Genomic DNA, 23,252 nt, shown 5'->3' on the forward strand with positions numbered 1-23,252 from the left:
ATAAACGCCAACAGGCAGCACTGCAAAGTGCTGCCTGTGCGTTCACCCACGTAATGCAATCGGCGACTTACTCGCTCGAGAGCAGATCCATGGTGTGCTTATCCATCATTTCCAATGCACGGCCACCGCCGCGAGCTACGCAAGTCAGCGGATCTTCGGCAACGATCACCGGCAGACCCGTCTCTTGCGCCAGCAGCTTGTCGAGGTCACGCAGCAGCGCACCACCACCGGTCAGCACCAGGCCACGCTCGGCGATGTCGGACGCCAGTTCCGGCGGCGACTGCTCCAGCGCGCTTTTCACGGCCTGAACGATGGTTGCCAGCGACTCTTGCAGAGCTTCCAGCACTTCGTTGGAGTTCAGGGTGAATGCGCGAGGAACGCCTTCGGCCAGGTTGCGACCGCGAACGTCGACTTCACGGATTTCGCCGCCCGGGTAGGCCGTACCGATTTCCTGCTTGATGCGCTCAGCAGTGGACTCACCGATCAGGCTGCCGTAGTTGCGACGTACGTAAGTGATGATCGCTTCGTCGAAACGGTCGCCGCCCACACGTACGGATTCGGCATAGACCACGCCGTTCAGGGAGATCAGCGCGATTTCAGTGGTACCGCCACCGATATCGACCACCATCGAACCGCGGGCTTCTTCCACCGGCAGGCCGGCACCGATGGCAGCGGCCATTGGCTCTTCGATCAGGAATACTTCACGGGCGCCGGCACCCAGCGCCGACTCGCGAATGGCGCGACGCTCGACCTGAGTGGATTTGCATGGAACGCAGATCAGCACACGCGGGCTGGGCTGCAGAAAACTGTTTTCGTGAACCTTGTTGATAAAGTACTGCAGCATCTTTTCGCAAACGCTGAAGTCGGCGATCACGCCGTCCTTCATCGGACGAATGGCAGCAATGTTGCCCGGCGTACGGCCGAGCATGCGCTTGGCTTCGGTGCCGACAGCGACGACACTTTTCTGGTTACCGTGTGTCCGAATGGCCACAACCGATGGCTCATTCAGGACGATACCGCGCTCGCGCACGTAAATAAGGGTGTTGGCAGTGCCCAGGTCAATGGAAAGATCGCTGGAAAACATGCCACGCAGTTTCTTGAACATGGGAAAGGGACCCTAGGCAACGCGTGGGTAAAAAAGTGCGGCAAACTCTAACAACGACAGGGATTTTGGGCAAGGCGCCAATATGTTAAATTGGCCGCTTTTCTGTGCACCAAGCCCCACAATCGCGGCCTTATGACCGTAGAAGTGCGGTAGTGTTCCGACAATCTAACACACGGACGCCGTCCGTTCTGTTTTCCACAGGAGAATCCCGATGGCGCTAGAACGCTCCGACGTGGAAAAAATCGCTCATCTGGCCTGCCTTGGCCTCAATGATGCCGATCTTCCACACATTACTTCCGCCCTCAACAGCATTCTCGGTCTGGTCGACGAAATGCAGGCTGTAAATACCGACGGAATCGAGCCTCTGGCCCACCCGCTGGAAGCCAGTCAGCGCCTGCGCGCCGACGTTGTGACCGAGACCAATAACCGCGAGGCCTACCAGTCCATCGCACCAGCGGTCGAAAACGGCCTGTATCTGGTTCCGAAAGTCATCGACTAAAGGGAAAGAGCCTGCAATGCATCAAATGACTCTGGCCGAGATCGCCCGCGGTCTCGCCGATAAAAAGTTTTCCTCCGAAGAGCTGACCAAGGTCCTGCTGGCGCGAATCACCCAGCTCGATCCGCAGCTCAACAGTTTCATCAGCCTCACCGAAGAGCTGGCCCTCGAGCAGGCGAAAGCCGCCGATGCGCGCCGCGCCAATGGTGAGAGCGGCGCCCTGCTCGGCGCGCCGATCGCCCACAAAGACCTGTTCTGCACCCAAGGCATTCGCACCAGCTGCGGCTCGAAGATGCTCGACAACTTCAAGGCCCCGTACGACGCCACCGTGGTGGCGAAGCTGGCCGCTGCCGGCGCCGTGACCCTGGGCAAGACCAACATGGACGAATTCGCCATGGGTTCGGCCAACGAGTCGAGCTGGTACGGCGCGGTGAAAAACCCGTGGAATCTGGAACACGTACCGGGCGGTTCGTCCGGTGGTTCGGCCGCCGCTGTGGCCGCTCGCCTGTTGCCTGCCGCGACCGCCACCGACACTGGCGGCTCGATCCGTCAGCCGGCGGCATTCACCAACCTGACCGGCCTGAAACCGACCTACGGTCGCGTATCGCGCTGGGGCATGATCGCCTACGCCTCCAGCCTCGATCAGGGTGGCCCGCTCGCGCGCACCGCTGAAGACTGCGCGATTCTGCTGCAAGGCATGGCCGGTTTCGATCAGAACGATTCGACCAGCATCGATGAGCCGGTGCCGGATTACTCCGCCAGCCTCGGCGATTCCCTGCAAGGCCTGCGCATTGGCGTGCCGAAGGAATACTTCAGCGCCGGTCTCGACCCGCGCATCGCCGAGCTGATCCAGAACAGCATCCAGCAGCTGCAGAAGCTCGGTGCGGTGATCAAGGAAATCAGCCTGCCGAACATGCAGCATGCGATTCCGGCGTACTACGTGATCGCCCCGGCAGAAGCCTCCTCGAACCTGTCGCGTTTCGACGGCGTGCGTTTCGGCCATCGCTGCGAGAACCCGGAAAACCTCATCGACCTGTACAAGCGCTCCCGTGGCGAAGGCTTCGGGCCTGAAGTGCAGCGCCGGATCATGGTCGGTGCCTACGCGCTGTCCGCCGGTTACTACGACGCCTACTACCTGAAAGCGCAGAAGATCCGTCGTCTGGTGAAGAACGATTTCATGGCAGCCTTTAATGAAGTCGACATCATCCTCGGCCCAACCACGCCGAACCCGGCCTGGAAGCTCGGCGCGAAAAACAGTGACCCGGTCGCTGCCTATCTGGAAGACGTCTACACCATCACCGCCAACCTCGCCGGCCTGCCGGGCCTGTCGATGCCGGCCGGTTTTGTCGACGGCCTGCCGGTGGGCGTGCAGTTGCTCGCACCGTATTTCCAGGAAGGTCGCCTGTTGAACGTTGCCCACCAGTATCAGCTCAACACTGACTGGCACACCCGCACCCCAACCGGCTTCTGAGGAGACACACATGCAATGGGAAGTCGTGATCGGGCTGGAGATTCATACTCAGCTCACCACCCGGTCGAAAATCTTTTCCGGTAGTTCCACCACCTTCGGCTCCGAGCCGAACACCCAGGCCAGCCTCGTAGACCTGGGCATGCCCGGCGTGCTGCCGGTGCTCAACCAGGAAGCGGTGCGCATGGCGGTGATGTTCGGTCTGGCGATTGACGCCGAGATCGGTCAGCACAACGTGTTTGCGCGCAAAAACTACTTCTATCCGGACCTGCCGAAGGGCTATCAGATCAGCCAGATGGAGTTGCCGATTGTCGGTAAAGGCCACCTGGACATCGCCCTGGAAGACGGCACGGTCAAACGCGTCGGCATCACCCGCGCGCACCTTGAAGAAGACGCCGGCAAGAGCCTGCACGAAGAATTCAACGGCGCCACCGGCATCGACCTGAACCGTGCCGGCACGCCGCTGCTGGAAATCGTCTCCGAACCGGACATGCGCAGCGCCAAGGAAGCCGTGGCTTACGTCAAGGCGATCCACGCGCTGGTGCGTTATCTGGGCATCTGCGACGGCAACATGGCCGAAGGTTCGCTGCGCTGCGACTGCAACGTCTCGGTGCGTCCGAAAGGCCAGGTCGAGTTCGGCACGCGCTGCGAGATCAAGAACGTCAACTCGTTCCGTTTCATCGAGAAGGCGATCAACTCCGAAATCCAGCGCCAGATCGAGCTGATCGAAGACGGCGGCAAAGTGATCCAGCAGACCCGTCTGTACGATCCGAACAAGGACGAGACCCGTCCGATGCGTTCGAAAGAGGAAGCCAACGACTACCGTTACTTCCCCGATCCGGACCTGCTGCCCGTGGTCATCGAAGAGTCGTTCCTCGGCGAGGTGCGCGCCACCCTGCCGGAACTGCCGCCGCAAAAGCGCGAACGCTTCCAGAGCCAGTTCGGTCTGTCGGCTTACGACGCCAACGTGCTGGCCACCAGCCGTGAGCAGGCGGATTACTTCGAGAAAGTCGCGGCCATCGGCGGCGACGCGAAACTGGCGGCGAACTGGGTGATGGTCGAGTTGGGCAGCCTGCTCAACAAGCAAGGCGTGGACATCGACGAATCGCCGGTTTCCGCTGAACAGCTGGGCGGCATGCTGCAGCGCATCAAGGACAACACCATCTCCGGCAAGATCGCCAAAGTGGTGTTCGAAGCGATGGCCAACGGCGAAGGCAGTGCTGACGAGATCATCGAAAAGCGCGGCCTGAAGCAGGTCACCGACACCGGCGCGATTTCGGCGGTGCTGGATGAAATGCTGGCGGCCAACGCCGAGCAGGTCGAACAGTATCGTGCAGCGGATGAAGCCAAGCGCGGCAAGATGTTCGGCTTCTTCGTCGGTCAGGCGATGAAGGCCTCCAAAGGCAAGGCCAACCCGCAGCAAGTGAACGAACTGCTGAAAAGCAAGCTCGAAGGCTGATTCCGGCCCCGCGCTCGGGGATCGTTCCCGCGCTCTGCGTGGGAATGCCGCCCCGGACGCTCCGCGTCCATTGCGGTGTGACGCAGAGCGTCACGGGATGCATTCCCACGCCGGAGCGTGGGAACGATCACTTTGGAGTATTCGAATGAAACGCTTGCTCGGCGGCTGTGCCCTGCTCTCCCTGCTGGCCGGTTGCGCCAGCACCGACACCATCGACCCGCACGGTTACGACCAGAGCGGCGTCGCCTCCTACTACGGTGCCAAGCACCACGGTAAACGCACCGCCAGCGGCGAAGCGTTCAACCAGCATTCCCTGACTGCCGCCCACCGCCAATTACCCTTCGGCACGCGAGTGAAAGTCACCAACCTGAAAAACGACGAATCGGTCGTGGTCCGCATCAACGACCGCGGCCCGCACACCCGTGGCCGGCTGATCGACTTGTCGCGCGAGGCCGCCGAGCAGATCGGCATGCTGCGCAGCGGCACCGCGCGGGTTCGCGTACAGGCCCTCGATTAATGGAGCGCTGACCATTTTCGGATTAGCCGACCTGCCCCTGATCAGCCTGATCGAACTCGTCGCCGGCCTGTGCCTGCTGATCTTCGGTGCCGAACTGATGGTGCGCGCGGCGGTGCGTCTGGCAGCGCGCCTGCATGTACGGCCGCTGATCATCGGCCTGACCATCGTCGCCCTCGGCAGCAGCGCACCGCAAATGGCCGTCAGCCTCCAGGCAGCGCTGGCGCACAACCCGGACATTGCCGTCGGCAGCGTGGTCGGCAGCAGCATCTTTAATATCCTCGTCACGCTCGGGCTGTCGGCGCTGATCATTCCGCTGCGCGTTTCGCGGCAACTGGTGCGACTGGATATTCCGCTGATGATCGGCGCCAGCCTGCTGGTGTTTCTGCTGGCCTGGAACAAAGAGATCGGCCGCTTCGACGGCATCTTGTTGCTTGCCGCTTTGGCGCTGTACCTCGGCCTGCTGTTGCGTCAGTCACGTCACTCGACACGGCCGCATTCCGAGCAACCTGACGTCGCCCAGGCGTCGTGGTTCGGCAGTTTGCTGATGATCAGCGTCGGGCTGGCGATGCTGGTGTTTGCCGGGCATCTGTTGCTGGGCGCCGCGGTTGTGGTCGCCACCGATCTGGGTTTCTCCGAGCGGGTGATCGGCCTGACTGTGGTTGCGGTCGGTACTTCATTGCCGGAACTGGCTACCTCATTGATCGCCGCACTGCGCGGGCAACGCGACATCGCCGTCGGCAACGTGATCGGCGCCAACCTGTTCAACCTGCTCGGGGTGCTGGGCCTCACTGCGCTGATCGCACCGACGCCACTGTCGGTCTCGCCGAACGCGCTGGATTTCGACCTGCCGGTGATGCTTGGCGTCGCGGCGCTATGCCTGCCGGTGTTCTATTCCGGCTATCGCGTGACCCGCGCCGAAGGTTTGCTGTTGCTCGGTTTGTACCTGGTCTACGGGCTGCATGTGGTGTCGTTCACCACCGGCATGCCGCTGGCCGGCCGACTCGAGCGACTGATGCTGTTTTATGTCTTGCCGCCGCTGTTGATGTTTTTGTTGTTCACGTCGATACGCGCCTGGCGCCGTCAACATCACAAGAAGGATATGCCATGACCGAATCGAAGCAGTCCGGAGTTGAAATCCGTCGTCAGGTAATGGGCGACGCGTTCGTCGATCGCGCATTGGGCAACGCCACCGAGTTCACCCAACCCTTGCAGGATTTCGTTAATGAGCATGCCTGGGGCGGGGTATGGAATCGCGAAGGCCTGCCGCTGAAAACCCGCAGCCTGATCACCCTCGCCGCGCTGACCGCACTGAAGTGCCCGCAAGAATTGAAGGGCCATGTGCGCGGCGCGCTGAACAATGGCTGCACGGTGGAGGAGATTCGTGAGGCGCTGCTGCATTGTGCGGTGTATGCCGGGGTGCCGGCGGCGATCGATGCGTTTCGCGCGGCGCAGGAAGTGATCGATACCTACCAGAAACCTGAGTGACGGCGCGGGCCTCATCGCGGGCAAGCCCGCTCCCACAGGTTTTTCGGTTGTTAATCAAATTTCGTCAACAACGAGATCCCTGTGGGAGCGGGCTTGCCCGCGATGAGGCCGGAAAAATCATCGAACATCTTTCGCTTAGATCCACCCGCCCCACTGCAACACAAAGATCCCGACATTGGTCGTGATCGCCGCCATCAACGTGGTCAGCACGATAATCGCCGCTGCCAGCTCATGATTGCCCTGCGCCGCCCGCGCCATGACGAAACTCGCCGCGGCCGTCGGGCTGCCAAAGTACAGAAACAGAATCCCCAGCTCCGCCCCGCGAAAGCCCCATAGCCACGCGCCCAGCGTCGCCAGCACAGGCAAGCCGACCATTTTCACCAGACTGGAACTGAGCGCCATCTTGCCGCTCTTGCGCAGCGCCGCCAGCGACAGCGTGCCCCCGATGCAGATCAGCGCCAGCGGCAATGTGGTCTGTGCCAGATACTGGCCCGAGGTCTCCAGCCAGCCCGGCAAACCAATCTTGAAATAGGCAAACGGCGCCGCGGCGATCACGCTGATGATCAGCGGATTGCTGAACACGCTTTTACAGATGCTCCACGGGTCAGACTTGATCACCGGGCTGTAGACCGCCAGGACGATGGTCGACAGGGTGTTGTAGAACAGAATCACCAGCGCCGCGAGAATCGCCCCGAGGGAAATCCCGTAGTCACCGTACATGCTTGCCGCGAGTGCCAGGCCGATCACGCCGTTGTTGCCGCGAAACGCGCCCTGGGTGTAGATGCCACGATCTTCGCGCGGACAACGGAAAATCGCCCAGCCCCAGGCCACGGCAAAGCTCACCAGGGTGGCGAGCGAGAAGTAGATCAGCAGGGACGGTTGCAGAGCGGCGTGCAGGTCCGCGTGCAGAATGCCGAGAAACAGCAGCGCCGGCATGGTCACGTTGAACACCAGCGACGAGGCGGTGTGGATGAAGTTGTCGTTGATCCAGTCGATGCGCTTGAGCAGCACACCGAGAAACAGCATGGCGAATACCGGCGCGGTGATGTTCAGGGTTTCGAGGAAGATTGCCAGCATGCCGGGGGTGCCTTGGGTGAGCGTCGATAGGAGGCTAATAATAAGCCACTTTCACCCTGATCGTTCCCACGCAGAGCGTGGGAACGATCACATCCCCGGATCGGCCCCTCTCCCTCCGGGAGAGGGCTGGGGTGAGGGGCTTTTGATCTTCCATGAAACGATCAGGTAATCGGCGCCGGGTTGAACAAGGTAATGTCGTTATGCAGCTTGTGCTTCTCCGCCCAGGTCTGTTGCTTGCCGCTCGCCACATCCAGATAGTAGTGAAACAGCTCCCAGCCCAATTCCTCGATGGTTGCGCGCCCGGTAGCAATGCGCCCGGCATCGATGTCGATCAGATCCGGCCAGCGCTGCGCCAGTTCGGTTCGCGTCGAGACCTTGACCACTGGCGCCATCGCCAGCCCGTAAGGCGTGCCACGCCCGGTGGTGAACACATGCAGGTTCATCCCGGCCGCCAGTTGCAAGGTGCCGCAGACAAAATCGCTGGCCGGCGTCGCACAGAAAATCAAACCCTTCTGCTTGAAGCGCTCGCCCGGGCCGAGCACGCCGTTGATCGCGCTGCTGCCCGACTTGACGATCGAACCCAGCGACTTCTCGACAATGTTCGATAACCCGCCCTTCTTGTTGCCCGGCGTGGTGTTGGCACTGCGATCGGCCTCGCCCTTGGCCAGATAACGGTCGTACCAGTCCATCTCGCGTACCAGCTCTTCAGCCACGGTTTGCGTTTGCGCCCGCGAAGTCAGTAGATAGATCGCGTCGCGGACTTCGGTGACCTCGGAAAACATCACCGTCGCCCCGGCACGCAGCAGCAGATCCGAGGCAAAACCCAGCGCCGGGTTGGCAGTGATGCCGGAGAAGGCATCGCTGCCGCCGCACTGCATGCCCAGAATCAGCTCGGACGCGGGCACCGTTTCGCGGCGGCGCTGGTCGAGTTTCTTCAAACGCACTTCAGCCAGTTCCATGATCTGCTCGATCATTTCAGTAAAGCCGTGACTGGAGTCCTGCAAGCGATACAACCACGGATCACTGAGATCGACCGAGGCATCATCCTCGTGCATCACCTGCCCGGCCTGCAATTTCTCGCAGCCCAGGCTGATCACCAGCGCCTCGCCGCCCAGGTTCGGGTTGCGCGCCAGATTGCGCACGGTGCGGATCGGAATGTAGGCGTCGGTGGCGGTGATCGCCACGCCGCAGCCGTAGCTGTGGGTCAGTGCCACCACGTCATCGACGTTCGGGTACTTGGGCAGCAGCTCTTCCTTGATCCTTTTCACCGCATGATCAAGCACGCCGGTGACGCACTGCACGGTGGTGGTGATGCCGAGAATGTTGCGCGTGCCGACGGTGCCGTCGGCGTTGCGATAACCCTCGAAGGTGAAGCCTTCCAGCGGAGCCTGAGCGTCCGGCACGTCGGTGGACAGCGGCAGGCTGTCCAGCGGCGGCGCGGTCGGCATGCGCAGTTGATCTTCCTTGACCCAACTGCCGCGACGGATCGGCTGCAAGGCATAACCGATGATCTGCCCGTAGCGAATCACCGCGCCGCCCTCAGGGATGTCTTCCAGGGTGACCTTGTGGCTCTGCGGCACAAAGTCCACCGTCACCAGGCCATCGGCAAACTCGGTGCCGGCCGGCACGCCCTGGTCGTTGACCACCACTACAACGTTGTCCCGCTCGTGCAGGCGGATGTAGCGCGGCGAGTCGGAATGCTCAATCAACTGCATGACGCCGCTCCTCAGGAATGCGCTTGAGACAAATTGCCGGTGGCTTCATTACCGCCCTTGGTTGGCGGCTCTTTCAAAACCACACGCTTGATCGGGCCGACGATCACCAGATAACTGAACACCGCGACCAGTGCGTTGGCACCGACAAACACCAGCGCCCATTTGAACGAACCGGTGGAGCTGATGATGTAGCCAATCACGATCGGTGTGGTGATCGAGGCAATGTTGCCAAAGGTGTTGAACAGGCCGCCACTCAGACCGGCGATCTGCTTCGGCGAGGTGTCGGACACCACCGCCCAGCCCAGTGCGCCCACGCCTTTGCCGAAGAATGCCAGGGCCATGAAGCCGACGACCATCCATTCCACGTCAACATAGTTGCACGCTACGATGCTGCTCGACACCAGCAGACCAGCGATGATCGGTGCCTTGCGGGCGAAAGTCAGCGAGTGGCCCTTGCGCAGCAGGTAATCGGAAATCACCCCGCCAAGCACACCACCGATGAAGCCGCAGATTGCCGGCAACGACGCAATGAAACCGGCCTTGAGAATGGTCATGCCACGCTCCTGCACCAGGTACACCGGGAACCAGGTCAGGAAGAAATAAGTGATGCCGTTGATGCAGTACTGGCCCAGATACACGCCGAGCATCATGCGGTTGGTCAGCAACTGACGGATGTAGTCCCACTTCGGCCCATCGGCTTTTTTGCCGTTCTGGTCCATGTCGACCATGCCGCCGTTTTCCGCGATGAAATTGACTTCGGCGTCATTGGCCATCGGGTGTTGACGCGGGCTGTGGATAACCTTCAACCAGACCAGCGAGAAGATGATGCCCAGAATACCCATGACGATGAACACGTGTTCCCAGCCGAAGCGGTAGACGATCCAGCCCATCAGCGGCGCGAACAACACGGTGGCGAAGTACTGCGCCGAGTTGAAGATCGCCGAGGCGGTGCCGCGTTCAGCCGTTGGGAACCATGCCGCCACAATGCGCGCATTGCCGGGGAACGATGGCGCTTCGGCCAGGCCCACGAGGAAGCGCAGCATGAACAGCGCAACCACTGCGGTGGACATGCCGAATTCACCGACAAAGCCTTGCAGCACGGTGAACAGCGACCAGGTGAAAATGCTCAGCGCATAGACTTTTTTCGAGCCGAAGCGATCGAGCAGCCAGCCACCGGGAATTTGCCCGGCCACGTAGGCCCAACCGAATGCGGAGAAGATATAGCCGAGGGTGACGGCGTCGATGCCCAGATCCTTTTGCAGGCTGGAGCCGGCAATGGCGATCGTGGCACGGTCGGCGTAGTTGATCGTGGTCACCAGAAACAGCATGAGCAGGATCAAATAGCGGACGTGAGTCGGCTTGGACGATTGCATGTAGATGTACTCCCACTGATTATTTTTATGCGGGTAAAACATTCTTTGGTCTTTGTGGGAGCTGGCTTGCCAGCGATGGCATCAGCGCGGCGTGCCTGAAGCACCGCGTTGCCCGAATCGCTGGCAAGCCAGCTCCCACAGGTATTGCATGTATCAGGAACCGATGTAGGCAGTCTTCACGACCGTGTAGAACTCTTGCGCGTAGCGGCCCTGCTCACGGGAGCCGTAGGACGAACCTTTACGGCCCCCGAACGGTACGTGGTAATCGACACCGGCGGTCGGCAGGTTGACCATCACCATCCCGGCCTGGGAGTGGCGCTTGAAGTGGTTGGCGTACTTCAGCGAAGTGGTGGCGATACCGGCCGACAGACCGAATTCGGTATCGTTGGCCATCGCCAATGCTGCTTCATAGTCCGCCACGCGCACGACGTTGGCCACCGGGCCGAAGATCTCTTCGCGGCTGATGCGCATCGACGCTTCGCTGTCGGCAAACAGGGTTGGCGCGAGGAAGTAACCTTCGGTATCGCACGTCACCACACCACCGCCGCTGACCAGACGCGCACCTTCGGACTGGCCGATGTCGATGTACTTCATGTCCTGTTCAAGCTGCGCCTGGGAAACCACCGGACCGATGTCGGTACCGGCTTTCAGGGCGTGGCCGACCTTGATCGACTTCATCCGCTCGGCCATCGCTTCGACGAACTTGTCGTGAATGCCAGCGGTGACGATCAGCCGGCTCGACGCCGTGCAGCGCTGGCCGGTGGAGTAGAACGCGCTCTGCACCGACAGCTCGACCGCTTGCTTGAGGTCGGCGTCGTCGAGAATGATCTGCGGGTTCTTGCCGCCCATTTCCAGCTGCACCTTGGCCTGGCGCGCAACGCAGTTGACCGCGATCTGGCGACCAACGCCCACCGAACCGGTGAAGCTGATGCCATCGACTTTCGGGCTGTTGACCAACGCCTCGCCAACCACGCGACCGCTGCCCATTACCAGGTTGAACACACCGGCCGGGAAGCCGGCGCGGGAAATGATTTCCGCCAGCGCCCAGGCGCAGCCCGGTACCAGATCGGCAGGCTTGAGCACCACGCAGTTACCGTAGGCCAAAGCCGGTGCAATTTTCCACGCGGGGATGGCGATCGGGAAGTTCCACGGGGTGATCAGACCGACCACGCCCAGCGCTTCGCGGGTGACTTCGACGTTGACGCCCGGACGCACCGACGGCACGTAATCGCCGGACAGACGCAGGCATTCACCGGCAAAGAATTTGAAAATGTTGCCGGCGCGGGTTACTTCGCCGATGGCTTCAGGCAGGGTCTTGCCTTCTTCGCGAGCCAGCAGCGTGCCGAGCTCTTCGCGACGGGCGAGGATTTCGGTGCCGACTTTGTCCAGCGAATCGTGACGGGCCTGAATGCCCGAAGTGGAATACGCCGGGAATGCTGCGCGGGCGGCGTCGATGGCAGCGTTGACCTGATTCAGGTCAGCCTTGGCGTAGTCGCCGATGTTGTCGCTCAATTCGGACGGGTTGATGTTGGCCGAGTAATCGGCACCGGCGACCCACTCGCCGTTGATGTAGTTGTCGTAGCGTTTTGCTGTTGTCACAGGGCAGCCCTCAACTCTAAAAGCCTTTACGCAAAAAGCCGCTGATTGCTCAGCGGCCTCGCTTTACTCGGGATTACTGCGCGCCTTGCTTGTCGATCAGCGCGGCGAGCATTTCGTACTCTTCGCCGGTCAGGTCGGTCAGCGGCGCACGCACCGGACCTGCGTCATAGCCGGCGATTTTTGCGCCTGCCTTGACGATGCTCACGGCGTAACCGGCCTTGCGGTTGCGGATGTCCAAATACGGCAGGAAGAAGTCGTCGATGATCTTGCCGACGGTGGCGTGATCTTCACGAGCGATCGCGTGGTAGAAGTCCATCGCGGTTTTCGGGATGAAGTTGAACACCGCCGAGGAGTAGACCGGCACGCCCAGTGCCTTGTAGGCCGCGGCGTAGACTTCGGCGGTCGGCAGACCACCCAGGTAGCTGAAGCGATCACCGAGGCGGCGACGGATCGACACCATCAACTCGATATCACCCAGACCATCCTTGTAACCGATCAGGTTCGGGCAGCGCTCGGCCAGACGTTCCAGCAGCGGCGCGTTGAGGCGGCAAACGTTGCGGTTGTAGACGACCACGCCGATGTTCACCGATTTACACACGGCTTCAACGTGAGCCGCAACGCCGTCCTGGCTCGCTTCGGTCAGGTAGTGCGGCAGCAGCAACAGGCCTTTGGCGCCCAGACGCTCGGCTTCCTGAGCGTATTCGATGGCCTGACGGGTCGAACCGCCCACACCGGCGAGGATTGGCACGCTGGTAGCGCAGGTGTCGACGGCAGTCTTGATGATTTCCGAGTATTCGCTGGCCGCCAGGGAGAAGAACTCACCGGTGCCGCCCGCTGCGAACAGGGCCGAAGCGCCATACGGAGCCAGCCATTCCAGGCGTTTGATATAGCCCGCGCGGTTGAAATCGCCTTGCGCGTTGAAATCGGTCACCGGGAACGACAGCAGGCCGGCAGAGAGGATGGACTTCAGTTCTTGTGGATTCATTATTCGAACACCCTGGTAGCAACGTTTTATTGTGAGTGGACCGTTCAGCCTTGGCTGAAGTTGTAGGTCATCGTACAACTTAAAAGACAACCGTCAACTGCATTTCATCGTTGTCGGCACTTTTTGTCGGACAAGATTGGCTCGAGCGCTGAAAAAATCGCTGCAGAGCCCGTCTTTGCGGCTTCCGTTCACGGAAATATCTGGTCTGGATTCGTTTAAGTCATTGAGGGCGAGCGGCTCGTAAAGTGGGTCGACTGCCACGAAGGATCGTGGCGGACCACTCAAAGGAAGCCGTTATGTCGATGCATTTTGCCGCCCCCACCCTTTCTAATGCCGCCCCTGCTCAGGATGACTGCGTCACGCTTCAGCTCTCGCGATTGCCGGAAATCCTCACTGTGCAGGTTCCGGATTCCAGCGATTTCGAAGCGAACTGGAGCGTTTACGCGATCCTCGGCAGCGATGGTGAAGAGCCAGAATGGGAAGGTGATGAAGTGGACACGGGCGCCTGGGACGACGCCGAGGATGAAATGGAAAAGCTGTTCGACATCGAAGTGCAACTGCCGAAAGAAGCGCTGCAACCGTACCTGGGCCGCGAGGTGGAGCTGCGCTACAAATTTCGTGATGAGTCGAGTATGGAGCCGTATTCGCAGGCGTTGAGGTTGCGAGTCGAGGCTTGACGGGTTGTGCGTTTGAGGGCTGACCGTTGGTCGGGACTGGTATTTCTTACAGGTGCCGCTGCGTATTCACCAGTCCTTTAATGGCTGCGCACGGATGCCATTGGGGCACCGTGCGCCCACTGTTCATTGATTCAACAAAAGGACTTTGAAAAATGACCAACAAAACAAGCCCATTGGCCGACCCTGTATTCCTGGAGGCGAAAAACAACGTGCTCAGGCTTAGTGAAATCAACGATCCGACCGTAGCTGAGGTGCCTCCATACCTGCACTCGGCGATTCGAGATGTCATCACGCTTGATCTGCGAACCACTAACGGCAAGCCTGTCACCTACAAGCGCGAGGTCTCGGAGAGTGAAGTCGGGCAGCCCATTCCCTTCAACATCCCAAAGCAGGATTTAGCCCACGGTGTCAGAGTGGGCGATCGCGCGTACCTGAAGTACACCGTCACCAGGCAGAGCGGCAATGAAACAGAATCAAATGAAATAGACGTGGGTCTGGAACCCTGAACCATCACCCCTGCGCCTGCGCCTCTTCATGGGCCTGGCGCAGTCTTTCGCGGCTGTTGGTCAGGTGCAACCGCATCGCCGCACGCGCGGCATCAGAATCCTGACGGGCGATCGCGTCGTAGATTTCCTCGTGCTCGCGGCTCAGGCGGCCCATGTAGTGCTGCTGATCATCATGAGCCAGGCGCGCCGAATTTAAACGGGTACGCGGAATGATGCTGGTGCCCAGGTGGGTCATGATGTCGGTGAAATAGCGGTTGCCGGTGGACAATGCAATTTCCAGGTGAAAAGCGAAGTCTGACGACACCGCGTCGCTGGCATGCGAGGCGCTTTCGTTCAATGCATCAAGGGCGGCGCGCATGGTTGCCAGTTGCTCGGGGCTGCGGCGTTGCGCGGCGAGGCCAGCGGATTCGACTTCGAGGCTGATGCGCAATTCGAGAATCGCCAGCACGTCACGCAGGGTGACGACGGTCGCCGGATCGATACGGAAACCACTCGGGCTCGGCGTGTCGAGCACGAAGGTGCCGATGCCGTGGCGGGTTTCCACCTGACCTGCAGCCTGCAGACGGGAAATCGCCTCACGCACCACGGTGCGGCTGACGCCATGGGCTTCCATGATCGCCGACTCGGTGGGCAACTTGTCGCCGCGTTTGAGCAGACCATCGCGGATCTGCTCGCTCAGCACCGTCACCAGTTCCTGAGCCAGACTGCGGCGCTTGCGCGGGAGGCGCGGGGTGTCCATCAGCTTTTCCATGGTCTGCATCTTGTCTCGAAAGTTCGGCTTGCGGCCATCATAGCTCAAGCGGGTTGTACGATCACTTTCCGTTTCCACACAAATCCTGTGGGAGCTGGCTTGCCAGCGATGAGGCCATACCAAGCGACATAGATGTCGTCTGTCCCTGCCGCCATCGCTGGCAAGCCAGCTCCCACAGGGGTATCGCATTATTCAGGCAGTTACGGTTTGTTCCACCAAATGCCCGCTATCGATTCGCACATGCCGTGGATGGAAGCGTTTCAGGCTGCTGCGATGGCCGACGCTGACGATACTCAACCCCGGAATCTGATCGATCAGCGCCTGGTACAGCGTCGCTTCGTCTTCCTCGTCCATCGCCGAGGTCGCTTCGTCCATGTACAACCATTGCGGCGCATAAAGCAGCGCGCGGGCGAAGGCCAGACGCTGCTGTTCGCCCGGCGACAGCATGCGCTGCCAGTGATTGGCTTCGTCCAGACGATTAACCAGATGCGGCAATCGGCAGGTTTCCAGCACCTGGGCATAACGCTCTGTTGGGTAAGTCTCGCCCGGCTGTGGATAACTCAGCGCTTCACGCAAGGTGCCGATCGGCAGGTATGGCTTCTGCGGCAGAAACAGATAGCGCGCCGCTGGCAGGCGAATGTTGCCATGCCCCGCCGGCCACAAATGCCCCATCGCCCGCAGCAGAGTCGACTTGCCGCTGCCGGAACGCCCGCTGAGCATCACTCGCTCACCCGGTTCCACGGTCATGTCGGCGCTGGTCAACAGATGACGGCCGTCGGCCAGGTCCAGCCCGAGGTTATGCACCTGCAATTCGCTGCCCTGATTCTGCACATCAATCGCCGGTGCCCGCTCTTCGTTGTCGGTCATGGCCTGACGGAAGCTCAGCAGACGATCACAGGTCGCGCGCCACGCGGCCAGATCCGCGTAGGCGGTGATGAACCAGCTGAAATTCTCTTGCACGTTGCCGAACGCCGAGTTGATTTGCATCAGCTCGCCGAGTTCGATCTTGCCGGACAGGTAACGCGGCGCCGCGACAATAAACGGGAAAATAATTGCGATCTGGCCATAGCCGGAGGTGAAGAACGTCAGGCGCTTGGACACGCGCATGATGTCCCAGAAGTTGTGCCAGACCAGGCCGAAACGGCTGCTCAAGCGGCGATTTTCATTCGGCTCGCCGTTGTACAGCGCAATGCTCTCAGCGTTCTCACGCACCCGCACCATGGAGAAACGCAGGTCCGCTTCGAAGCGTTGTTGCTGGTTGTTCAAGCCGATCAAGCGACGACCGATCAGGTGCGTCAGCCAGCTGCCGACGGCCGCATAGAGCAGCGCACACCAGAACATGTAGCCGGGAATCTCGATACCAAAGACTTCGATACTGCCCGACACGCCCCACAAAATGATCGAAAACGACACCAGACTGACGATCGTGCGCAGCAGCCCGAGGCCCAGGCTCAGGGTATTGGCGGTGTAGGTATTGAGGTCTTCGGAAATCCGCTGGTCGGGGTTATCGGTGTAACCGCCCTGCTCCAGCTGGTAATAGTTCTTGTGGTCGAGCCAGCGCTTGAAGTGCTTTTCAGTCAGCCACGCCCGCCAGCGGATGGTCAGCATCTGCGTCAGGTACAGGCGATACACCGCACCAAGAATCGCCACCGCAGCGATGCCGCAGAAATACAGGATCAGCTGCCAGAAGGCTGCCTCGTCCTTCTTCTGCAAAGCGTTGTAGAAATCCTTGTACCAACTGTTGATCCACACCGAAATGGCCACGCTGAACAACGTCAGCGCGATCACGGCGATCAGCAGTGTCCAGGCCTTGCCCTTCTCTTCGCTGCGCCAGTAAGGCGTGGTCATCGCCCAGACCTTGCGAAAAAACTGCCCGCGCACAGCATCGTTGACCGCGGAATATTCAGCGTTCTGATTCATGGATAAGGCTCGATAAAGATAAGAACAGACACGCACCGATCATAGATGATCGGTGCGTTTGATCGCGAGGGCTGGCGATAGTCGTTCAGCGCAGGTTCAGCGACGAACCGGGCGCTTCTGCAGTTTGCGCTGCAGGGTGCGGCGATGCATGCCCAAGGCGCGGGCAGTGGCGGAGATGTTGCCCTCATGTTCGGTGAGCACGCGCTGAATGTGCTCCCACTGCAGGCGGTCGACCGACATCGGGTTTTCTGGCACCAGACTGTCGAGGTCGGCGTGCTCGGAGAGCAGCGCGGCCAGCACGTCATCGGCATCGGCGGGTTTGCACAGGTAGTTGCAGGCGCCGCGTTTGATCGCTTCGACCGCCGTGGCAATGCTCGAATAACCGGTGAGGATCACCACGCGCATTTCCGGGTCCAGCTCCAGCAGCTTGGGCAGCAGGACCAGACCGGAGTCACCGTCCATTTTCAGGTCGAGCGCGGCGTAATCCGGTAGATCGGCCTGGGCAATGGTCAGGCCTTCTTCGGCGGAACCGGCGGTGCTGACGCGAAAGCCACGGCGGGCCATGGCACGCGCCATCACGCGGGTGAAGGTCGCGTCGTCATCGACCAGCAGCAAATGCGGCAGTTCTTCGCCTTCGACTTGGATTTCGTCACTCATGTTAGGTCTCCTCGGGCGCCGTGCGGCAGGCGCAGCTCGGTGAGCGTGCCGCCATCCTCATGACTATAGAGTTTCACTGAGCCGCCGGCGCGTGTCACGCTGGCCTTGCTCAAAAACAGGCCCAGGCCGAAACCTTTGCCCTTGGTGGTAAAAAACGGTTTGCCGATCTGCTCGGCAATGGCCAGCGGCACACCGGCGCCGTGGTCACGGATACTGATGGTCAGCGTCTCGGCATCCCAATCGAGGGTGATCTGGAGGTTTTCCGGGCAAGCGTCGGCGGCATTGTTCAGCAGATTGAGCAGCGCCTGGGTCAGATCCGGCGGCGGCGCCATGCGCGGCACGCTGCCCTGGCCGAGACGCTGGAAGCGATAACTGGCCTCCGGGCGCATCAAGTGCCAGCGGTTCAACGCTTCGTCGAGCCAGTCAGTGACATCCTGCATCTCCACCGCCAAACGCCGGTTGGCCTCGGCGGCACGGACCAGTTGCTGCAAGGTTTCCTTGCACAGCTTGACCTGATCCTGCAGCACCTTGAGATCGTCCTGCAACAGCGGGTCGGGATGGTCCTGCTGCATTTCCTTGAGCAAAACACTCATGGTCGCCAGCGGCGTGCCGAGTTCATGGGCAGCACCTGCGGCCTGAGTGGCGACGGCGAGCAATTGCTGATCACGCAGGCCCTCCTCACGGCGAATCGCCCGCAACTCTTCCTGACGGCGCAACTCCTCGGCCATGCGCGCCGCGAAAAAGGTAATCACCGCCGCCGCCAGCGCAAAGCTCAGCCACATGCCGTAGATCTGCAGATTCTCGCGGGCCACCGGCAAGGTTTCCAGCGGGTAGAAACGTGTCAGCATCACGGTGTACAGCGCCAGCGCGATGCCCGACAGGATCACCGAATAGCGCCACGGCAGCGTCACCGCGGCGATGGTCAACGGCACCAGATAATAGGAAACGAACGGATTGGTCGAACCGCCGGAGAAATACAGCAGCGCACTGTGGATCACCAGATCGCACGCCAGTTGCAGCGCATATTCAAGCTCGGTCACCGGCCACGATGTGCGCAGACGCACGGCGGTGAACACGCAGAGCAGAATCGAACAGCCGAGGGTCATCGCCAGTTGCACCCACGGCAACGGCAATAGCTCCAGCCAGTAGGCCAGGCCCACGGAGCCGGCCTGCGCGGCGAGCACCAGGGTGCGAATGAAAGTCAGCCGCCAGAGGTTCTGGCGAGTGGCGGAAGTCAGTTGTACGGGGGCGAGCATGAGCTCTCCTGATGAGCGCTCCAGGCGGATCGCACGGAGTATAACCAAGGCACGGGCGTGAGAGGCGAAAGTGCGGCAAACGACCACAGGAAGGCAGCTGCAAGTTGCAAGCTTCAAGCGGCAAGCAATATCAAAAGCGCCGCAGTTCTTGCTCTTGCTTTTACTTGCAGCTTGAAGCTTGCAACTTGCAGCTGCTTTCTGGAGTCTGATGGTTCACGCAGGCTCGAACCATCACCTGCGCCCCCTCAAGGAGCTTTCATGCACACATTTCGCCGCAGCGCCGCCCTCCTCGCCCTGACCGTCGGCAGCATCGCCAGCCTCCCGGCCCTGGCCGCCGATGAGCTGCATTACAACCAGATTTCCCTGCGCGCCGAAGTCAGCCAGGAAGTGGCCCGCGATCAGATGATCGTGACGCTCTACACCGAAGAGCAGAACACCGACCCGGCCAAACTCGCCGCCGCCATCAGCACCACGATGAACAAGGCAACGGCCCAGGCCAAGCAAGTCAAGGACATCACCCTGCGCACGGGCAGCCGCAACAGTTATCCGATCTACGACACCAAAGGCCAGAAAATCACCGGCTGGCGCGAACGCGCCGAACTGCGCCTGGAAAGCACCGACTTCGCCGCCCTGTCGAAACTCACCGGCGAGCTGCTGACCGACCTGAAAATGGGCGGCATGGACTTCGCCATCGCCGACCCGACCCGCAAGGCCAGCGAAGACCAGTTGCTCAAAGAAGCCGTCAGCGCCTTCAAGGCCCGCGCACAACTGGCCACCGACGCCCTGGGCGGCAAAGGCTACAAAATCGTCAACCTGAACCTCAACAGCAACGGTTATCCACAACCGTACCTGCGCGCCCCAATGATGATGAAAGCCGCCGCCATGGATTCAGCACCGGTTACACCGGAAGTCGAAGCCGGCACCAGCCAGGTCAGCATGACCGCCGATGGCTCGATTGAAGTGTTGATGCAGTGATTTGATTTGGGCTGAATGAAAAACCGCCGATCTGTGAAGGGTCGGCGGTTTTTTTATGCCGGGGATTTGTGGTGAATGTTCCACCGCTTTCGCGAGCAGGCTCGCTCCCACACTTTGAAATGCATTCCCCTGTAGGAGTGAGCCTGCTCGCGAACAACGATGACTCGGTGCTTCGACGAATCAGCTACGTGGATCAACCCGATCCAGCGCCCGATTCACCGCCAGCTCCGCCAGCATGATGATCTGCTGAATCGCCAGCGCCGTATTGCGCTGCGGACGACTGAGCTGATCGGCGAAATCGCTGGCCAGCGTGTTCGCTGAAGCAAGGGATTCGCAGGCGTGAGCCAGCAGGCTCTCAGTGTCGATGTCGGGCTGGATCAGAAACATCGTGCTTGGTGGATGCGGTTTGCTGGGTGGAGGGCAGAGATAGAAATCGAGAGCACGCTTTATGGCTTCGCGATTCTTGATTTGATCGTCGGCGCGGGCGGCGTCTTCGAGAGGGGTTGTGGGTTCAAGGGGTGGGTCGGGGACAATTTTATCTTTCATACAAATCTGCTCGTAATTCGAGCCGCCCTTAGCCATTTCTCACGTGACGAAGGGTGGCAGCTATGTGCGGAGTGAGAAACCGGTGAGCAGAAAACCGGCCAGACCGAAGTCTGCCCGCACACAGCCGCCATAAGGCATCGCGACAGCTGATAAGCCGGCCGCAATTATGGTCTTACTGGTGCCAGTTTCAAGCTCAGCGGGTTCTCACACCCGATCACTGAACATTCAGCGACACCCAGAGCCTAGAGAGCGAGCGTCCGACGGACAACCTGAAAACCCTGTGGGAAGGTTCTGGTTATCTGACACAGTTTTAAACAGCCAAAAGCCAACCCTCACCCTAGCCCTCTCCCGAAGGGAGAGGGGACTGACCGCGGTGAATGCGAAAGCCACGCCGACGTGCAATACCGAATAGAACTCAGGTTTTGAACGGCCCACGAATCGGCTCCCTCTCCGAGGGGAGAGGGCTGGGGTGAGGGGCGAATCCACCGAAAATCCCAAGCCATGCGTCGCTTCTCACCACTCAATAGGCCGAGTGTCGGCTCGCCTGCTTTTGATCTTGCGTCACCGGCGACGTCGGAAGGCTGAGTGGAGGGATTGATCCGGGCGTGGGAGCGCAGCGACCGTCTGGCGCAGCCAGACACAGCGGAAGGAGGTGCAGCGAAGCAAACCGTAGCCGCTGCGCCCGGATCGATCCCGCAGCGAAGGAACCCGAGCCTGCGAGGGCCGTACGTAGGAGCAAGCGTTTTTTTGCTTACTTTTTTTAGGCGTTTGTAAAAAAAGTGAGTCGCCGTCAGGCGAAACCATAAGCCGCCGTTACCGCAGCAACGGATATACACCCAAAACAACACAACATAAGCCGCTATATACCGAGACAGACACCCCAACACAAAAAACGATATTTCCGAAGCCCCGCAAATCCCCGCTACCCTGAAAAGCATAACCAGCAAATCCCCGGGGACTCCATGCCAAGATTCACCCTCAAACCACTATTGATCACCCTCGCACTAACAGCCATAGCCCCGATCACGCACGCCGCCACAACGCTTGTGTACTGCTCCGAAGCCAGCCCCGCCGGCTTCGACCCCAGCCAATACACCAGCGGCACCGATTTTGACGCCTCCGCCGAAACCGTCTTCAACCGCCTCACCCAATTCCAGCGCGGCGGCACCGACATCGAACCCGGCCTGGCGACAAAATGGGACGTCTCCAGCGACGGCCTGCAATACACCTTCCACCTGCGCGAAGGAGTGAAATTCCACAGCACCGACTATTTCACCCCGACCCGCGACTTCAACGCCGACGATGTCCTGTTCACCTTCCAGCGCCTGCTCGATCCGGACAACGCCTTTCGCAAGGCCTACCCCGCCGAGTCCCCGTACTTCACCGACATGGGCCTGAACACCACGATCAAATCGGTGGAAAAACTCGACGAGCACAGCGTGCGCTTCAACCTCAACAACGTCGACGCCGCCTTCGTGCAGAACCTCGCCATGAGCTTTGCCTCGGTGCAGTCGGCCGAATACGCCGCGCAACTGTTGAAGCAAGGTAAAGCCGCCGACCTCAACCAGAAGCCCATCGGCACCGGCCCGTTCGTGTTCAAGCGCTACCAGAAGGATTCGCAGATCCGCTACGTCGCCAACAAGGCCTACTGGAAACCTGAAGACGTGAAGATCGATAACCTGATCTTCTCGATCACCCCGGACGCTGCGGTGCGCCTGCAAAAACTCAAGGCTGGCGAATGCCAGGTCAGCGGCTACCCGCGCCCCGCCGATATCGAAGTGATGGAAAAAGACCCGAACCTGCGCGTGCTCAAGCAGCCCGGTTTCAACCTCGGCTTCCTCGCCTACAACACCACTCATCCACCTCTGGATCAGCTCAAGGTGCGTCAGGCATTGGACATGGCCATCGATAAACCGGCGATCATCAAGGCTGTTTACCAAAGCGCCGGCCAGTTGGCACACAACGCCTTGCCGCCCGCGCAATGGTCGTACGACCCGAACATCAAGGACGCGCCATATGACCCGGAAAAAGCGCGGGTGCTACTGAAAGAAGCAGGGGTTGCGCCGGGTACAACCATCAACCTCTGGGCGATGACAGTGCAGCGCGCATCGAACCCGAATGCACGCATGTCGGCGCAAATGATCCAGCAGGACTGGGCGAAAATCGGCATCAAGGCCAACATCGTCAGCTATGAATGGGGCGAGTACATCAAACGCGCGAAAAATGGCGAGCACGACGCGATGATCTATGGCTGGACCGGCGACAACGGCGACCCGGACAACTGGCTGGGTGTGCTTTACAGCTGCGCCGCCGTGAAGGGCAGCAACTATGCCAAATGGTGCGATCCGGCCTATGACAAGCTCGTTCAGCAAGCCAAAGTTGCTACCGATAAGGCGCAACGGATAAAGCTTTATCAACAGGCGCAACTGATCCTTAAACAACAAGTGCCGATCACGCCGATTGCCAATTCAACGGTGTTCCAGCCACTGCGCAAGGAGGTCACTGATTTCCGCATCAGCCCGTTCGGTCTCACCCCCTTCTATGGCGTGGGTATAAATAGGTAACACCGAGCCCCAACGCAGCGCGCACAACGTGACCAGCGCACTGTTTTGGGGCTCGATTTGCACCGTAAAAACCGTCCGCAAACGGTCAAATGCGTCAGAAGTTATACGGATGCGACATTAA

General features: G+C 60.3%; 21 protein-coding genes. 10 read left to right on the forward strand and 11 right to left on the reverse strand.

Features of this window, described 5'->3' with window-relative positions:
• Positions 1–67: 67 nt before the first annotated feature.
• A complete protein-coding gene (mreB, locus tag M0746_RS21365; protein WP_015093487.1) occupies positions 68–1,105 on the reverse strand; it encodes a rod shape-determining protein MreB in 1,038 nt (345 codons plus the stop codon).
• A gap of 211 nt (positions 1,106–1,316) precedes the next feature.
• Between mreB and gatC the strand changes: the two genes are divergently transcribed.
• The 6 genes from gatC to M0746_RS21395 all read left to right on the forward strand — a co-directional run bounded on the left by gatC (position 1,317) and on the right by M0746_RS21395 (position 6,530).
• Positions 1,317–1,604: an Asp-tRNA(Asn)/Glu-tRNA(Gln) amidotransferase subunit GatC gene (gatC, locus tag M0746_RS21370; protein ID WP_007976465.1), complete on the forward strand. Its 288-nt coding sequence runs from the start codon at positions 1,317–1,319 to the stop codon at positions 1,602–1,604.
• A gap of 16 nt (positions 1,605–1,620) precedes the next feature.
• Positions 1,621–3,072, forward strand: a complete 1,452-nt coding sequence (gatA, locus tag M0746_RS21375) for an Asp-tRNA(Asn)/Glu-tRNA(Gln) amidotransferase subunit GatA (RefSeq protein ID WP_258450501.1) — start codon at positions 1,621–1,623, stop codon at positions 3,070–3,072.
• 10 nt (positions 3,073–3,082) lie between these two features.
• Positions 3,083–4,528 (forward strand): Asp-tRNA(Asn)/Glu-tRNA(Gln) amidotransferase subunit GatB, encoded by a 1,446-nt coding sequence (gatB, locus tag M0746_RS21380; RefSeq protein WP_090281763.1) that lies wholly within the window; start codon positions 3,083–3,085, stop codon positions 4,526–4,528.
• Between the two features lie 145 nt (positions 4,529–4,673).
• Positions 4,674–5,045 (forward strand): septal ring lytic transglycosylase RlpA family protein, encoded by a 372-nt coding sequence (locus M0746_RS21385; protein WP_258450502.1) that lies wholly within the window; start codon positions 4,674–4,676, stop codon positions 5,043–5,045.
• 46 nt (positions 5,046–5,091) lie between these two features.
• Positions 5,092–6,153 carry a calcium/sodium antiporter gene (locus M0746_RS21390; protein WP_208941143.1) on the forward strand — a complete coding sequence of 354 codons (1,062 nt, stop codon included), beginning with the start codon at positions 5,092–5,094 and terminating at the stop codon, positions 6,151–6,153.
• Positions 6,150–6,530: a carboxymuconolactone decarboxylase family protein gene (locus tag M0746_RS21395; protein WP_090281760.1), complete on the forward strand. Its 381-nt coding sequence runs from the start codon at positions 6,150–6,152 to the stop codon at positions 6,528–6,530. The genes M0746_RS21390 and M0746_RS21395 overlap by 4 nt, the downstream gene beginning before the upstream one ends.
• A gap of 135 nt (positions 6,531–6,665) precedes the next feature.
• Here M0746_RS21395 and M0746_RS21400 read toward each other — a convergent pair whose 3' ends face one another.
• The 5 genes from M0746_RS21400 to kdgD form a co-directional block, all read right to left on the reverse strand.
• Positions 6,666–7,607 carry an AEC family transporter gene (locus M0746_RS21400; protein WP_208938745.1) on the reverse strand — a complete coding sequence of 314 codons (942 nt, stop codon included), beginning with the start codon at positions 7,605–7,607 and terminating at the stop codon, positions 6,666–6,668.
• Between the two features lie 161 nt (positions 7,608–7,768).
• Positions 7,769–9,322 (reverse strand): galactarate dehydratase, encoded by a 1,554-nt coding sequence (gene garD / locus M0746_RS21405; protein ID WP_208938746.1) that lies wholly within the window; start codon positions 9,320–9,322, stop codon positions 7,769–7,771.
• Between the two features lie 11 nt (positions 9,323–9,333).
• Entirely contained in the window at positions 9,334–10,695 is a 1,362-nt protein-coding gene (locus tag M0746_RS21410; RefSeq protein WP_258450503.1) for an MFS transporter, read from the reverse strand.
• Between the two features lie 153 nt (positions 10,696–10,848).
• Positions 10,849–12,294, reverse strand: coding sequence for an aldehyde dehydrogenase family protein (locus M0746_RS21415; protein ID WP_208938748.1), 1,446 nt, complete (start codon positions 12,292–12,294; stop codon positions 10,849–10,851).
• Between the two features lie 73 nt (positions 12,295–12,367).
• A complete protein-coding gene (gene kdgD / locus M0746_RS21420; RefSeq protein ID WP_007915340.1) occupies positions 12,368–13,279 on the reverse strand; it encodes a 5-dehydro-4-deoxyglucarate dehydratase in 912 nt (303 codons plus the stop codon).
• 296 nt (positions 13,280–13,575) lie between these two features.
• On the opposite strand from kdgD, the gene M0746_RS21425 reads away from it, so the two are divergent.
• Positions 13,576–13,956 carry a hypothetical protein gene (locus M0746_RS21425; RefSeq protein ID WP_258450504.1) on the forward strand — a complete coding sequence of 127 codons (381 nt, stop codon included), beginning with the start codon at positions 13,576–13,578 and terminating at the stop codon, positions 13,954–13,956.
• Between the two features lie 152 nt (positions 13,957–14,108).
• Complete coding sequence (locus M0746_RS21430) at positions 14,109–14,462, forward strand: hypothetical protein (protein ID WP_258450505.1); 354 nt, start codon at positions 14,109–14,111, stop codon at positions 14,460–14,462.
• Between the two features lie 4 nt (positions 14,463–14,466).
• On the opposite strand, the gene M0746_RS21435 is transcribed toward M0746_RS21430, so the two are convergent.
• From M0746_RS21435 to M0746_RS21450, 4 genes are all read right to left on the reverse strand, one after another.
• Positions 14,467–15,213, reverse strand: coding sequence for a FadR/GntR family transcriptional regulator (locus tag M0746_RS21435; protein WP_258450506.1), 747 nt, complete (start codon positions 15,211–15,213; stop codon positions 14,467–14,469).
• Between the two features lie 192 nt (positions 15,214–15,405).
• Positions 15,406–17,133: an ABC transporter ATP-binding protein/permease gene (locus M0746_RS21440; RefSeq protein WP_258450507.1), complete on the reverse strand. Its 1,728-nt coding sequence runs from the start codon at positions 17,131–17,133 to the stop codon at positions 15,406–15,408.
• A 96-nt stretch (positions 17,134–17,229) separates the two neighbouring features.
• The gene (locus M0746_RS21445; protein WP_003221630.1) at positions 17,230–17,790 is read right to left on the reverse strand and encodes a response regulator transcription factor; all 561 of its coding nucleotides are present in this window, start codon (positions 17,788–17,790) and stop codon (positions 17,230–17,232) included.
• On the reverse strand, positions 17,787–19,046 hold the full coding sequence (locus M0746_RS21450; RefSeq protein WP_258450508.1) for an ATP-binding protein: 1,260 nt from the start codon (positions 19,044–19,046) through the stop codon (positions 17,787–17,789). Before M0746_RS21450 ends, M0746_RS21445 begins: the two co-directional genes overlap by 4 nt.
• 258 nt (positions 19,047–19,304) lie before the next feature.
• On the opposite strand from M0746_RS21450, the gene M0746_RS21455 reads away from it, so the two are divergent.
• On the forward strand, positions 19,305–20,021 hold the full coding sequence (locus tag M0746_RS21455; protein WP_258450509.1) for an SIMPL domain-containing protein: 717 nt from the start codon (positions 19,305–19,307) through the stop codon (positions 20,019–20,021).
• A gap of 180 nt (positions 20,022–20,201) precedes the next feature.
• On the opposite strand, the gene M0746_RS21460 is transcribed toward M0746_RS21455, so the two are convergent.
• Positions 20,202–20,603: a DUF6124 family protein gene (locus tag M0746_RS21460; protein ID WP_258450510.1), complete on the reverse strand. Its 402-nt coding sequence runs from the start codon at positions 20,601–20,603 to the stop codon at positions 20,202–20,204.
• Between the two features lie 926 nt (positions 20,604–21,529).
• Here M0746_RS21460 and M0746_RS21465 point away from each other — a divergent pair.
• Positions 21,530–23,131, forward strand: a complete 1,602-nt coding sequence (locus M0746_RS21465) for an ABC transporter substrate-binding protein (RefSeq protein ID WP_258450511.1) — start codon at positions 21,530–21,532, stop codon at positions 23,129–23,131.
• The last annotated feature ends 121 nt before the right edge of the window (positions 23,132–23,252 follow it).

The organism is Pseudomonas sp. S11P7 (assembly GCF_023195435.1).
Classification (GTDB): Bacteria; Pseudomonadota; Gammaproteobacteria; order Pseudomonadales; family Pseudomonadaceae; genus Aquipseudomonas; species Aquipseudomonas fluorescens_G.

Bases quoted from the DNA above. Each gene is read 5' to 3' on its own strand.
- mreB (WP_015093487.1), bottom strand. From the start codon at position 1,105: ATGTTCAAGAAACTGCGTGGCATGTTTTCCAGCGATCTTTCCATTGAC.
- gatC (WP_007976465.1), top strand. From the start codon at position 1,317: ATGGCGCTAGAACGCTCCGACGTGGAAAAAATCGCTCATCTGGCCTGC.
- gatA (WP_258450501.1), top strand. From the start codon at position 1,621: ATGCATCAAATGACTCTGGCCGAGATCGCCCGCGGTCTCGCCGATAAA.
- gatB (WP_090281763.1), top strand. From the start codon at position 3,083: ATGCAATGGGAAGTCGTGATCGGGCTGGAGATTCATACTCAGCTCACC.
- M0746_RS21385 (WP_258450502.1), top strand. From the start codon at position 4,674: ATGAAACGCTTGCTCGGCGGCTGTGCCCTGCTCTCCCTGCTGGCCGGT.
- M0746_RS21395 (WP_090281760.1), top strand. From the start codon at position 6,150: ATGACCGAATCGAAGCAGTCCGGAGTTGAAATCCGTCGTCAGGTAATG.
- M0746_RS21400 (WP_208938745.1), bottom strand. From the start codon at position 7,607: ATGCTGGCAATCTTCCTCGAAACCCTGAACATCACCGCGCCGGTATTC.
- garD (WP_208938746.1), bottom strand. From the start codon at position 9,322: ATGCAGTTGATTGAGCATTCCGACTCGCCGCGCTACATCCGCCTGCAC.
- M0746_RS21410 (WP_258450503.1), bottom strand. From the start codon at position 10,695: ATGCAATCGTCCAAGCCGACTCACGTCCGCTATTTGATCCTGCTCATG.
- kdgD (WP_007915340.1), bottom strand. From the start codon at position 13,279: ATGAATCCACAAGAACTGAAGTCCATCCTCTCTGCCGGCCTGCTGTCG.
- M0746_RS21425 (WP_258450504.1), top strand. From the start codon at position 13,576: ATGTCGATGCATTTTGCCGCCCCCACCCTTTCTAATGCCGCCCCTGCT.
- M0746_RS21430 (WP_258450505.1), top strand. From the start codon at position 14,109: ATGACCAACAAAACAAGCCCATTGGCCGACCCTGTATTCCTGGAGGCG.
- M0746_RS21435 (WP_258450506.1), bottom strand. From the start codon at position 15,213: ATGGAAAAGCTGATGGACACCCCGCGCCTCCCGCGCAAGCGCCGCAGT.
- M0746_RS21440 (WP_258450507.1), bottom strand. From the start codon at position 17,133: ATGAATCAGAACGCTGAATATTCCGCGGTCAACGATGCTGTGCGCGGG.
- M0746_RS21445 (WP_003221630.1), bottom strand. From the start codon at position 17,790: ATGAGTGACGAAATCCAAGTCGAAGGCGAAGAACTGCCGCATTTGCTG.
- M0746_RS21450 (WP_258450508.1), bottom strand. From the start codon at position 19,046: ATGCTCGCCCCCGTACAACTGACTTCCGCCACTCGCCAGAACCTCTGG.
- M0746_RS21455 (WP_258450509.1), top strand. From the start codon at position 19,305: ATGCACACATTTCGCCGCAGCGCCGCCCTCCTCGCCCTGACCGTCGGC.
- M0746_RS21460 (WP_258450510.1), bottom strand. From the start codon at position 20,603: ATGGCTAAGGGCGGCTCGAATTACGAGCAGATTTGTATGAAAGATAAA.
- M0746_RS21465 (WP_258450511.1), top strand. From the start codon at position 21,530: ATGCCAAGATTCACCCTCAAACCACTATTGATCACCCTCGCACTAACA.